Source organism: uncultured Pseudophaeobacter sp. (assembly GCA_905479575.1).
Lineage (GTDB): Bacteria > Pseudomonadota > Alphaproteobacteria > Rhodobacterales > Rhodobacteraceae > Pseudophaeobacter.
Genome location: CAJQNB010000028.1, coordinates 15,743 through 28,551 on the forward strand (window position 1 = coordinate 15,743; position 12,809 = coordinate 28,551).

At 59.7% G+C, this 12,809-nt stretch carries 13 protein-coding genes and 1 riboswitch; all 13 genes read right to left on the reverse strand.

Annotation, left to right across the window (positions count from 1 at the left end; genetic code table 11):
• Positions 1–10 precede the first annotated feature (10 nt).
• On the reverse strand, positions 11–622 hold the full coding sequence (gene cmk / locus QZ268_RS09115) for a (d)CMP kinase (RefSeq protein ID WP_295451308.1): 612 nt from the start codon (positions 620–622) through the stop codon (positions 11–13).
• Complete coding sequence (locus tag QZ268_RS09120; RefSeq protein ID WP_295451312.1) at positions 619–1,131, reverse strand: hypothetical protein; 513 nt, start codon at positions 1,129–1,131, stop codon at positions 619–621. Before QZ268_RS09120 ends, cmk begins: the two co-directional genes overlap by 4 nt.
• On the reverse strand, positions 1,131–2,477 hold the full coding sequence (gene aroA, locus QZ268_RS09125) for a 3-phosphoshikimate 1-carboxyvinyltransferase (protein ID WP_295451314.1): 1,347 nt from the start codon (positions 2,475–2,477) through the stop codon (positions 1,131–1,133). Before aroA ends, QZ268_RS09120 begins: the two co-directional genes overlap by 1 nt.
• 117 nt (positions 2,478–2,594) lie before the next feature.
• The gene (locus QZ268_RS09130; protein ID WP_295451317.1) at positions 2,595–3,386 is read right to left on the reverse strand and encodes a tRNA (guanine(46)-N(7))-methyltransferase TrmB; all 792 of its coding nucleotides are present in this window, start codon (positions 3,384–3,386) and stop codon (positions 2,595–2,597) included.
• Between the two features lie 141 nt (positions 3,387–3,527).
• Positions 3,528–4,241: a hypothetical protein gene (locus tag QZ268_RS09135; RefSeq protein ID WP_295451320.1), complete on the reverse strand. Its 714-nt coding sequence runs from the start codon at positions 4,239–4,241 to the stop codon at positions 3,528–3,530.
• 223 nt (positions 4,242–4,464) lie between these two features.
• The gene (metK, locus tag QZ268_RS09140; protein WP_295451322.1) at positions 4,465–5,646 is read right to left on the reverse strand and encodes a methionine adenosyltransferase; all 1,182 of its coding nucleotides are present in this window, start codon (positions 5,644–5,646) and stop codon (positions 4,465–4,467) included.
• 5 nt (positions 5,647–5,651) lie between these two features.
• Positions 5,652–5,700: riboswitch (SAM-SAH riboswitch) on the reverse strand.
• A 58-nt stretch (positions 5,701–5,758) separates the two neighbouring features.
• Positions 5,759–7,261: an apolipoprotein N-acyltransferase gene (lnt, locus tag QZ268_RS09145; protein ID WP_349376659.1), complete on the reverse strand. Its 1,503-nt coding sequence runs from the start codon at positions 7,259–7,261 to the stop codon at positions 5,759–5,761.
• Between the two features lie 86 nt (positions 7,262–7,347).
• Complete coding sequence (locus QZ268_RS09150) at positions 7,348–8,253, reverse strand: hemolysin family protein (RefSeq protein WP_295451328.1); 906 nt, start codon at positions 8,251–8,253, stop codon at positions 7,348–7,350.
• A 22-nt stretch (positions 8,254–8,275) separates the two neighbouring features.
• Positions 8,276–8,788, reverse strand: a complete 513-nt coding sequence (gene ybeY, locus QZ268_RS09155; protein WP_295451330.1) for an rRNA maturation RNase YbeY — start codon at positions 8,786–8,788, stop codon at positions 8,276–8,278.
• A 63-nt stretch (positions 8,789–8,851) separates the two neighbouring features.
• Complete coding sequence (locus QZ268_RS09160) at positions 8,852–9,859, reverse strand: PhoH family protein (RefSeq protein ID WP_295451333.1); 1,008 nt, start codon at positions 9,857–9,859, stop codon at positions 8,852–8,854.
• A gap of 160 nt (positions 9,860–10,019) precedes the next feature.
• A complete protein-coding gene (locus tag QZ268_RS09165; protein WP_295451337.1) occupies positions 10,020–10,325 on the reverse strand; it encodes a hypothetical protein in 306 nt (101 codons plus the stop codon).
• Positions 10,326–10,339: 14 nt separating this feature from the next.
• Positions 10,340–10,906, reverse strand: a complete 567-nt coding sequence (locus QZ268_RS09170; protein ID WP_295451340.1) for an OmpA family protein — start codon at positions 10,904–10,906, stop codon at positions 10,340–10,342.
• 362 nt (positions 10,907–11,268) lie between these two features.
• Entirely contained in the window at positions 11,269–12,594 is a 1,326-nt protein-coding gene (miaB, locus tag QZ268_RS09175; protein ID WP_295451343.1) for a tRNA (N6-isopentenyl adenosine(37)-C2)-methylthiotransferase MiaB, read from the reverse strand.
• Positions 12,595–12,809: the final 215 nt, after the last annotated feature.

Here is a 12,809-nt window from a genome sequence, read left to right on the forward strand (position 1 = left end):
GAGGAGTGCGTCAACGGTGGGCAGAAGCTTCTTGCAGGGCTTTGGCAATGGCCTCTTTGATCGACAATGCGCTGGTGTCGATCACCACGGCATCCTCTGCGGGGCGCAACGGTGCTTCGGCGCGGTTCATGTCGCGCTCATCGCGGGCTTTGACATCTGCCAGCACCTCTTCCAGGGTCTGGGCCTCGCCTTTTGCAGAAAGCTCCAGGAACCGCCGCTGGGCGCGGACTTCGGCGCTGGCGGTGACAAACAGCTTCACCTCGGCATAGGGACAAATCACCGTGCCAATGTCGCGGCCATCCAGAACCGCCCCACCGGCGCGGCGGGCAAAGGCGCGTTGAAAATCGACCAGGGCCGCGCGCACCTCGGCGATCACCGCCACTTTGGAGGCCGCCTGCGCCGCCTCTGGCCCGCGCAGATCATCCCGTTGCAGATCCTTAGAGGTCAGGCCCTGCGCAGCTGTGATGGCCGGGATGCCTTCCAGCGTTTTGACCCCAACCGCCCGATAGAGCAGCCCGGTGTCCAGATGTCCCAGCCCCAGCTCTGCGGCAACCGCCTTAGAAATCGTACCCTTTCCTGCTGCCGCTGGTCCGTCGATGGCAATGGTAAAACTCTGGCTCATGGTCTGTTCTTTCCCTTCCTTAGGGCCGCCCGTATGGAGACGGCCAGAACGATCAAAATAGCGCAGCTGTCCAGCGCCGATTTAACCATCGTCGCGCGCGAAGCTGCGGCAATCGCCCTCGCGTCAATATCCCCTGCAAGCAGACCGGCCACAAGATAGTTTTCCAGGTAGTCCAGCGCGGTAGCGGCCACAATTACGCCGATAAACACCACGCGCCAGGGTCTGGACGCAACCAGCCAGAGCACCGGCCCCGCCAGCGACAGCCCCAGAAGCGCCGGGTAGAGCAGGTCCAGCCACCGCTGCGGGCCAGTGTACAGCGCCCGCCCCTCGGCACTCAGAGCGGTCAGAAAGGCACGCGCCTCAGCTTCGCTATATCCAAAGGGCCGCAGATCAAAAGCCGATAGCCCCCCTGCCGCCTGCGCGATGGCTGGCAGGGTCCAGAACACCATGGCCGCATAAACGGCAAGCCCCGCCAAAACGCAAAGCCAATATGCAGTGCGCCAGCGCATCAGGCTCGCGTAAACTTGGCACCAAGGCCTGTCATCAGCGGCTCAAAGATCGGGAAGGAGGTGGTGATCGGCGAGCCGTCATCCACTGTCACCGGGTTCTGAGCCCCCATACCCATCACCATAAAGGACATGGCGATCCGGTGATCGAGGAAGCTTTCGCAGGTGCCGCCGCCGGGAACCCCGTCCGGCCCCAGGCCTTCAACCGACCACCAGTCCTCACCCTCGGCCACGGTGACGCCATTGGCCCGCAGCCCGCGCGCCATCGCGTCGATGCGGTCGCTTTCCTTTACCCGCAGCTCCTTGACGCCCGCCATCATGGTTTTGCCATGGGCAAAAGACGCCACAACGGACAGTACCGGGTATTCGTCGATCATTGACGCCGCCCGCGCTGGCGGCACCTCGATGCCCTGCATATCGGGAGAGTATTTTGCCCGCAGATCCGCGACCGGCTCGCCGCCCTCTTCGCGCGGGTTCTCGAATGTGAGATCCGCGCCCATATCCTGCAGCGTGTAAAACAGACCGGCGCGGGTGGGGTTGAGGCCAATGCCTGGCACCAAAACATCCGACCCCGGTGTGATCAGCGCCGCGCAGACCGGAAAAGCCGCCGAAGACGGGTCGCGCGGCACCGCGATCTCCTGTGGCTTCAGCTCAGGGCGGCCAGTCAGGGTAATCACCCGGCCCTCCTCGGTGTCCTCCACGGTGATCTCGGCACCAAAGCCAGCCAGCATCCGTTCGGAATGATCACGGGTGGCTTCCTTTTCGATCACCACGGTTTTGCCCGGCGCGTTCAACCCCGCCAACAACACCGCAGATTTCACCTGCGCCGAAGGCACCGGGACCACATAGCGTACCGGGGTTGGCTCTGCCGCGCCCACGATGGTCATCGGCAAACGCCCCCCCTGGCGGCCCACCGCCTTGGCACCAAACAGCGCCAGCGGATCGGTAATCCGCGCCATGGGGCGCCCGTTTAGACTGGCGTCACCCGTAAAGGTCGCCGTGATGGGTGATGTGGCCATAGTGCCCATGATTAGCCGCACCCCAGTGCCGGAGTTGCCACAGTCAATCACCTGATCCGGTTCGGCAAAGCCACCAACACCCACACCAAAGACAGACCACTTGCCGCCCCCGTGGTTGACCACCTCGGCGCCAAAGGCCTGCATTGCCTTGGCCGTGTCGAGCACATCATCACCTTCCAGCAAGCCGGAGATCCTGGTCTCGCCAATGGCCATGGCCCCCAGGATCAGCGAGCGGTGGGAGATCGACTTGTCCCCCGGAACCTCTGCCACGCCTTTCAGAGGCTCAGCACGGTGGGAGGTCATCGGGATCGGGGTACCGTGTCCGGACATGGCGTTTCCTTTGTCTATGTCGTGTCAGCCTGCATCCTGTCAGCCTGCATATGTTTCCGCTATCGGTAACGAATTGCGATCAGAGCGTCCAGCACCGATACCCTGCCCGCTGCCCCTCTAGCCGAGACGGCGGAAGGTCAGATAGGTCGGAGTGCGCCCCTCACGCAGGGCTTTTTGCTCATAACGTGTGGAGATCCAGTCCTGCCAGGGTTCACGCCAATCTGCGGCCTCGCTCGCCAGCCATTCAAAACCAGCCTTTGGCACCTCCTCCAGCGTCTGGCGCACGTAGTCTGGAATATCGGTGGCGACGCGAAAGATGGCACCGGGCTTGAGACAACGCGCCAGGGGCTCCAGATGTTCTTGGGTCACAAACCGGCGGCGGTGGTGGCGGGTCTTGGGCCAGGGGTCAGGATACAGCAAAAACGCCTTGGCAATGGACTGTGGCGGGATCACATCCATCAAATCGCGTGCATCGCCGGGATGCACGGCAATATTTTCGCAGCCTGCCTTGCGGATCTTGCCCAGCAACATGGCAACACCATTGATAAACGGCTCAGCCCCGATGATGCCCACATCCGGGTTGCAGCTGGCCTGATGCACCAGGTGTTCACCGCCGCCAAAGCCAACCTCGAGCCAGGTGTCGCGCCCGCCAAACAGGGCATCGAGATCCAGTGGCGCGCGATCCGGGTTTTCCTCCCAGCCCACAGCACCGGGGCTGAGCGCCTCAAGATCTTCGGCCAGATAGCGCCGCTGGCTGTCTTTCAGGGTCTTGCCACTAAACCGGCCATAGAAATTGCGCCAGGGCGCGCCGCTCACATGAGCGCCGTTTTCCGGGGTGCTGTTTGCTGTGTCACCCTTGGCTGAACCGCTGTCGCTGCCGGTATCACGGGGTGTTTTCTTCTCGGCCATGGCGGGGCACTTCCTTTATTCAGGCGCCCTCTTTGATCAGTCGCAATCAAAGCAGCCTTTGCAAACAAGGCTTGTGCGCAGTTGGCCGCTCATCTGCCGCAAGCAGCGGCGCAGGTCAAGAGAGGCGCCGGTTCAATGCCCCTAGCGCTGCTTTTTCACTTCCGGCGCCGCAAGCGGCAGTTGCTCCGCCTGCGCCACTGGCACCCGTTGCAATGGGACAACCCCCGGCACTGCCTCGCGCAGCACCCCGGCCGCAGAAAGTTCTTCGTGAGACGGATACCAGATCTCATCCGATTTTGCCTTCAAGGTCGACACCACAAAGCCCGGCTCCACCCCGCGCGAAATCATATAGACCAGATGCGCATGTACTTCCGTCTGGGTATCGCCGTAGATCCAGGAACCAAATTCAAAGGGTGTCCCCCAATCATTGCGCGCGCGGTATTTGCGATAGTAGCGCTGGACCGCCAGGGCCGCCCAGCTGCGTTGATGAAAGCCGATTTTGGCCCCACTGGCCATTTGCCGCCGGTTTCCGGCAAGAAAGACATCAACACAGGCGCTTGTGCACTCCTCCTCGACATAGGTATCGAGCCGGTACTTCATCACAATCGCGGCCATCTCGGCCCCGGCATGGACGCTGCCACCGCTGCTGTTGAGGTGTAATTCCGTGACGGCTGTGTGTTTTCTCAGGGACAACTTGAGGGCCCGAATGTCATCATCAAGGATCTCGCCGTTGGCTTTTTCGGTGTCATAGATCAGCACCGATCCTTTGACCTCGAATTTATCCGACATCCGTTCCTTTGCCATAAGCGACAGGGGGCTTAGCGCCAAAGTAGCAGCGACAATACTTCGGATCATCAAACGGGGCATCCTGTCCAAACCTAATCAGTTTCATGTGCTGCCCCCAACATGACTCGATAGGGTGCTTTGACCCAAGTGCAAATTGGCATTGACACTGGCCAGATGGGGCAGAGGGGCCGCAACGGAGCGAACTCCTTGCCGCATGCAGCCCAAAAAGCAAAAGGGCCAAAGCCCTCCATGATGGAAGACCTTGGCCCCTGCAGTTAGGTTGTTGCCTGGATCAGAGCCCTTTTTTGAGCGCTTCGGCCAGGTCAGTGCGTTCCCAGCTAAAGCCGCCATCGGCCTCGGGTTCGCGGCCAAAGTGGCCATAGGCAGCGGTGCGCTGATAGATCGGCTTGTTCAGGCCCAGGTGCTGGCGAATGCCGCGGGGGGTCAGATCCATTGCCTGATCAATTGCACGTTCAATCGCAGCCGGAGCCACCTCGCCGGTACCATGGGTATCGGCGTAGATCGACAGGGGCTTGGAGACACCAATCGCATAGGACAGCTGAATGGTGCATTTTTCTGCCATGCCGGCGGCAACCACGTTCTTGGCCAGGTAGCGCGCCGCATAGGCCGCCGAGCGGTCAACCTTGGTCGGATCTTTACCCGAGAAGGCACCACCACCGTGAGGTGCCGCACCGCCATATGTATCAACAATAATTTTGCGCCCGGTCAGGCCTGCATCCCCATCGGGACCGCCGATGACAAACTTGCCAGTTGGGTTCACATGCCAAATGGTCTCGTTCGTCAGCCAGCCCTCGGGCAGGACCTCATGGAAATAAGGCGCAACGATTGCGCGAATATCTTCCGAGCTCAGGCTTTCGTCCAGGTGCTGGGTCGACAGCACCAGCGAGCTGACCCGCACCGGTTTGCCATTTTCATAGACAACGGACAGCTGCGATTTTGCATCCGGCCCCAAAGCAGGCTCGGTGCCATTTTTGCGCACTTCTGCAAGACGCCGCAGAACAGCGTGGCTGTACTGAATCGGCGCAGGCATCAGCTGCGGTGTCTCGGTGGTGGCATAGCCGAACATGATACCCTGATCGCCCGCGCCTTCGTCTTTGTCAGCCGAGGCATCAACGCCCTGGGCAATATGGGCAGACTGTTCGTGCAGCAGGTTGGTGACTTCCACGGTCTCGTGGTGGAATTTGTCCTGCTCATAGCCGATCTCTTTGATACAGGCGCGGGTAATCGCATCAATCCGCCCCATGTATTCGTGCAGCTTGTCCTGATCGGACAGGCCCACCTCACCGCCGATGACAACGCGGTTAGTGGTTGCAAAGGTTTCCGCAGCGACGCGGGCTTCTGGCTCTTCGGCCAGAAATGCGTCAAGTACCGCATCCGAAATCTGATCGCAGACCTTATCCGGGTGGCCTTCGGAAACGGATTCCGAGGTAAAAGTATAATTCTTACGAGACATGAAAATGCTCCATTGGGTTAACCTCGTCACGTCAGGAAGCCGTTGTGAGAGGACTTCGTACCAAGTACGCTCGGATGAACTAGAGGTCAAATACTAATCGCCAGACGTTAATCTACTGTGACGGTTTCGCGGCCCTGCGTCGTTTTTCTACAGCACCCAAAACCAGGACGATACACAGAAAAAGCACCGGGAGATCGCCCGTGCGGCTGTAAACAGTGGCAGCCAGCGGTCGTGGCAGAATGGCATCGACGGCGCCGGTTTCTCCCAATGCGATGGTTTCACGCAGGCGCCCAAAGGGGTCGATCATCGCGGTGATGCCGGTATTGGCGGCCCGCAGCATCGGCAGCCCCTGCTCTGCTGCGCGCATCCGGGCCTGCACCAGATGCTGATAGGGGCCAGATCGCGTGCCAAACCAGGCATCATTGGTGATCTGGATCAGCATATTGGGACGCGCTGGGGCGGCATTCACATCCCGAGCAAAGACGGCCTCGTAGCAGATCAGCGGCAGCGCCTGGCCAATGCCCAGGTCGATCAGGCCAGGCCCCGGACCGGCACTATAGCCAGCACCGCTTTGCGCCGCAAAACCATAGATCCCAAACCGGGCCATCAGATCGCCAAAGGGTACATATTCCCCAAAGGGCACCAGATGTGATTTGTCGTAGATCTGATCCACCCACCCTTGTGCGTTCACCAGGATCGCTGAATTGTAATACCGCCCCTCGACGCGCCGCTGGATGCCCAGCAGGACAGGCACCCCAGCAACCCGCTCTGAAATCGCAGACAGGGTATCGCTGGCATTGTTCAGAAGCTGGGGAACCGAAGTCTCTGGCCAGACAATGAGATCCGGCCTGACCTGACCTTGACCGGGTTGATCAACGCTTACGCCAGTTTCGCTCATCTCAATGGCACGACGAACAAAATCCCAGCGCCGTTCGGGGAGCCACTTTTCCGCCTGGGGCGCGTTGGGTTGCACCAATCGCACCAGATGAGAGGTCATCGCGGGCTTTGGAGGCAGGGGCGGCAAGGCATAGCCAGCCAAGGTCAGTCCCAGCAACGGCGAGACCGCCAACAACGGCCGCCTGCGCAACAGCGCCAGCGGCAACGTCACCGCAAGGGTCAGCACAGCCAGTCCCTGACCGCCCACCCAGGGCAACAGCTGCGCCGCAGGGGTATCAATCCAGAATTGCCCAAACCCGGCCCAGGGAAAGCCGGTAAAAAGATAGGCCCGCGCAAGCTCTGCCAGGGACCAAAGCGCCAACAGCAGCACAAGCCGCCTGCCATCGCGCCCCGCCTCCAGCTTGTCGCCCTGTTTGTCTTTCAGCCCGGCATCTGGGCTCCAGCGCACCGCCAGGCCAAAACCGCAGGCCCAGAACAGCGCCAGCCCCGCCGCAAGAAAGACCAGTGCAAAGGGGGCCATCCAGGCATAACGCTCTGCATCGACCTGAAAAGGTTCGACAATCCAGGACAGGGCAAAACTAAAATACCCGAGCCCTGCCAGCCAGCCAATCACCGAGCCCTGCAGGGGGGACCGCGCCCAAAGCGCCAGCACGCCCAGGCCGCCAAGCGCCAGTGGCAGGCTCAGCAAAAAATGTAGCGGAGCAAGCGAAACCGACACTAAGGCCCCAAGGCCAAAGGCCGAAAACCCGGCAACCCAGCTTGACCGCTGCCGAGCAGCGCGCAAACATCTGCTCCGCAGGCCGCTCATCCCGCGGCAGGGTCCGGCAGCATCACCCGCAACCGTTTGATCCGGCGCGGGTCGGCGTCCATGACTTCAAATTCCGGCCCGTCGGGGTGCACGATGACCTCCCCCCGTGCCGGAACCCGGCCAGACAGCATAAAGACCAGCCCGCCAAGCGTCTCTATCTCTTCGCCGTCGACATCTTCGTGGTGGGTCAACGACTGGCCTACCTCGGCTTCAAATTCCGCCAGAGGCGTACGGGCCAAAGCGATATAGCAGCCGGCCTTTTCCTGATACCAGGTTTGGTCCTCGCCAGGGTCGTGTTCGTCCTCGATCTCACCGATCACCTGTTCGATCAGGTCTTCAATCGTCACCAGGCCGTCGACGCCGCCGTATTCATCAATCACCAGGGCCATATGCCGACGCTCAGCCTGCATTTTGGCCAAGAGCACACCAATCGGCATCGAAGGCGGCACAAACAGCAAAGGACGCAGCATCTGAGACAGTTCAAAGGGCTTGCTGCCGCCATTGAACCCATGGGTCAGGGCAAAATCCTTGAGATGCGCAAACCCAAGTGGCGTATCCAGAGTGCCCTCATAGACAGGGATCCGGGTGAAGCCACTATCGCGGAACACCTGCACCAAATCGTCGCGATCAATAGAGACCGGAACCGAGAGAATTTCAGCCGAGGGAATAGCCACATCCTCGACCCGCATACGGCGCAGGTTTATCATCCCATGAGACTGGGCTGCGGGACTGGGTCCCTCGGGCTCTGCCTGCGGCTGCTCCACAGGTGTGGCCGGCGCAAAGGAGCCAAAAATACGCTCCCAAAACCCGGGTCGTTGTGCAGCGCTGGCTTCTGCCACAGCGCTGCTTATGTTCTGCAGCGCGCCATGCGCCGCGTTAGAACTGCCTTCTATATCGCCCATCTGTCCTATCCAAAATGCCCCGCTAGAGGCTGTCATCCACAGTATATGGGTTATCCAAACCCATATTGCCAAGTATCTCGACCTCCAAGCCTTCCATCACTGTGGCGTCAAGGTCGCTAATGTGGTCATAGCCCAAAAGATGCAACACTCCGTGAACGATCAGATGGCGCAAATGGTCCGATAGCGGCTTATTTGCGGCATTTGCCTCCCGGACACAGGTGTCATAAGCAATTGCGATATCGCCCAGCGGGATCTCACCGGTAAAATCTGCCTCTGGCCGCAACGGCTGCCCGCCCGGTTCTGACGCCGCCAGATCGTCCGCTGGCCAGCTCAGCACATTGGTGGCAACAGGTTTTTCGCGAAACTCTGCGTTCAAACCGGCGATCTGATCATCGTCGCAGGCCAGCAAGGCAATCTCACATTCCTCTGGATCAAGGTCAAAATGCCCAAGCGCGGCATCAACCGCCTGATGCGCGAGATGTTCCAGCCCGGCCTGCTGCCAGCGGCTGTCCTCTACTGTGATCTCCAAAGCCATCTATGCCGTCACCTTTTAAACCGCCGCAGCTGGACAGAACCTCGCCACCAATGGGCCTGGGCGTCACGCCGGTGGTGTCTCGGCGTCATAGGCCTCGATGATGGCGGCGACAAGCGGATGTCGCACCACATCGCGCGCGGTAAAGTAATTAAAGCTGATCTTGGAGATCGGCGCCAACAAACGCTCCGCGTCTGCCAGACCAGAAGTCACCCCACGCGGCAGATCCACCTGGGTCCTGTCGCCAGTGATGACCATACGTGAGCCTTCGCCAAGACGGGTCAGGAACATCTTCATCTGCATCGAGGTGGCATTCTGCGCCTCGTCCAGCACAACAAAGGCATTGGACAGGGTGCGCCCACGCATGAAGGCCAAAGGCGCGATCTCGATCTGCTTTTCCTCCAGCAGCTTTGCCAGCTGCTTCCCGGGCAGGAAATCATTCAGCGCATCATAAAGCGGCTGCATGTAGGGATCGACCTTGTCCTTCATGTCACCGGGCAGATAGCCAAGCTTCTCCCCGGCCTCGACTGCCGGACGCGAAAGGATGATCTTATCCACCTGGCCGGTGATAAACAGGTTCACCCCGACCGCAACCGCCAGATAGGTCTTGCCGGTCCCAGCAGGACCAATCCCAAAGGCCAGCTCATGCTCGAACAGCGAGCGTACATAGGCTTTTTGCGCATCCGTACGGGGCTCAACCAGCTTTTTGCGAGTCTTGATCTCGACCTGGCCACCTTTGAACATCTCAAGCTGATCCTCAGCGACCTCGTCGCTGGAATGACCCATGCGCAGCTCGCGGTCGACATCGCCATGTTCAACACTGCGCCCCGTTTCCAGCCGATCATAGAGCGAAACAAGCACTTCAGCGGCCTGATCCCGCAGCGGTTCTTCCCCGAGGACCAAAAGCTGATTGCCCCGGCGCACAATCTGGACACCGATTTTCTGTTCGATTTCCGTCAGGTTGCGATCATATTCGCCGCAAAGATCAATCAGCAGGCGATTGTCAGGGAATTCGAGCAGCACCTCCTGCGTGGTGCTGGGGGTCGGTGGCTGGATCCGAGCGCTTGTGACCAATGGGGGGAGCTCCTGAGTATGGGTTTATCTTCGCAGTCTGCATCTGCCACCGATCAGGTGCAAGCAGGCGGCCTACAAATTCACAGAAATGAGACAAAAAAGGTCGCCCCAAGGGGGCGACCGCATCTTGAAACTGATGGTTTCCCCTGGGCGTAAAGCCTCAGAGAGAATCCGGGAAGGTTGAGCCATCCTTGAACGGACCCGTTGCAACATTGCGCGGCAGCGGGCTGTTGCAGACGGGCTTGCCGTCCGGGGTGCGCCGCAGATCAGCGTAGCCTTCGAGGCCATCATCAATGATCCAATGTTCACAGCCCTGGGGATCAACCCAGATCCCCGCTGTCATATTCGACAGGTGCGTATTGGAGCCATCCCCAGCGTGTTGATCACGGGTTTTGTCCTCGGTGATTTCACAGGCCGCTACTGCGGTCAGCGCAAGGGACAGCGCGGTTGCTTTGAGTAGGTGCATCTTGATGTCCTTCTTTAGCGCAAGCAATAGATTTCGACGCGACGGTTCTGCGCCATGTTTGCGGCGCTGGTATTGGGTACACGTGGGTCACGCTCGCCATAGGCACGAATATCTGTGATCCGTGCTCCAACCGATTTTGCAACGCCTGCGACCGCATTGGCGCGGCGCTGTGACAGACGGATATTGTATTCGTCAGAGGCCCGGCTGTCGGTGTGACCAGCGATCACAAAAGAGCGCACGTTGCCTTTGTTGGAATTGAAAAACTCTTTCAGACGCGACTGACCCGCAGCGTTGATGTAGTGCTTGTCAGTTGCAAAGAACTGATCCGTCTCCATCACGCCACACAGATTGCCACGGCGGCAGACGGGTTTGCCATCAGGCGTCACATGCGGCGTCATATAGCCTTCGGCGCCGTCGTCCATCACCCAGTGCTCGCAGCCGTCGGGGTCCACCCAGATGGTGGGAACGTAGCGTTCACCAACAACTGTGCGCTGCTGCGCCTGCACCGACCCGACAGACAGGCTCACCGCGGCCACGGCAGCGGCCAGCAGGGCGACCATGTTATTTGCTTTAAATGTCATCACAACCAGATTTCCTTCACCTAAGTCCCTCCAGGGGTATCGCCCAGAGAAGCTTGCCGCTTAAAATTCCTAACACTCAGGTTATCAGCAACAATCTACACGGCTTTTTCATAAAAACAGCCCCCACCCTTGCAGGCTTTTCGCAAGATTATGCGCTTTCAGGCAACACTCATACCATTTTGTTTAAATTGTCCCCAAGAGCGCAGCAATTATGACTCACTCGCCAAAATCAAACCTCCGCAAAACGGTTGTCCTAGCGAAATCAACCAGCAGTCAACGGCAAAAAGAATCGCCCCTTACCTGAGGCCCCCTCCACGTTGCACAGGCCCGGCGCGCAAGGCGCCCCCAAAGCCCCGCTGCCGCTAGTCGATCAGCTCGCCAGCAAGCGAATTTGTGCGCGACGAAACGATACGCACCCGCGCCAAGTCCCCGGCCTGCCGATCGCAATCCGCAACGTGAACCGCGTGCAGATAGTCTGACTTGCCCAGCATCTGCCCGGCCTGACGCCCCGGTTTCTCAAACAAAACGCCAACCTCACGTCCCACCATGCTGTCCTGAATTTCGCGCTGCTGGCGCGTCAACAAGGCCTGCAACCGCTGCAACCGGTCATCGGCCTCAACCGGGTCGACCTGCGGGCGCTCAGCAGCGGGGGTTCCGGGACGGGTGGAGTATTTAAAGGAATAGGCGGTGCCGTATTTCACCTCTTCGACCAGATCCAGGGTGGCCTGAAAATCTGCTTCGGTCTCCTCGGGGAAGCCGACGATAAAATCACCCGAGATCAGAATATCCGGCCGCGCCGCGCGGATCCGCTCAATCAAGCGCAGATAGCTTTCGGCGGTATGGCTGCGGTTCATCCGCTTGAGAATTTTGTCAGATCCCGCCTGCACCGGAAGATGCAGATAGGGCATCAGCTTCTTGCAGGTGCCATGGGCCTCGATCAGATCATCCATCATGTCGTTGGGATGGCTGGTGGTAAATCGGATACGTTCCAGCCCCTCAACCTTGTCCAACTCCCAGATCAGCTGGGCCAGAGTCAGATCGCCATTGGCTCCGGCACCGTGATAGGCATTGACGTTCTGCCCCAGCAGGGTGATCTCGCGCACCCCGCGCTCAACCAGATCGCGGGCTTCGGTGAGGATACGATCCGCCGGGCGCGAAACCTCAGCGCCACGGGTATAGGGCACAACGCAGAAGGCACAGAACTTGTCGCAGCCTTCCTGCACGGTCAAAAACGCCGTCGGACCGCGTTTGGACTTGGGGCGGCGCTTCAGTTTCTCAAACTTGTCCTCTTCAGGAAAATCAGTGTCGAGCACCTTCTCCCCCTCACGCGCCTTTTCCTCCATCTCTGGCAGGCGGTGATAGCTTTGCGGCCCAACCACCAGATCCACCAGCGGCTGACGGCGCATGATCTCCTGCCCCTCGGCCTGAGCCACACAGCCCGCGACCCCAATCTTGAGATCCGGTTTCTGCGCCTTCAGCTTTTTGAACCGCCCCAGTTCCGAATAGACCTTTTCGGCAGCTTTTTCGCGGATGTGGCAGGTGTTCAGCAGGATCATATCCGCTTCATCAGCCGATTTTGCCTCGGTATAGCCCTGCCCGCCCAGCGCTTCGGCCATGCGTTCACTGTCATAGACATTCATCTGACAGCCATAGGTCTTGATAAAGAGCTTCCTGGGGGCGTCGCTCATGGGCCGGTCTCCTGTACGCTGCCCGGCGGCATAGCCGATGGCCGCCGCATTCGCAACGTCGCGGGTAGGCATTGCGCGAAACCCCGCATTGACCCTAGTTTGCGATGAAGGACGTAGACTCCCAGAAAGCAGGCCCGCTCACATGCAGTTTCGCGACCTCGACGATTTTCTTGGGGAAAGCCGGGCGGTGTTGGCGCGCGGCCCGTTTGCGGTGG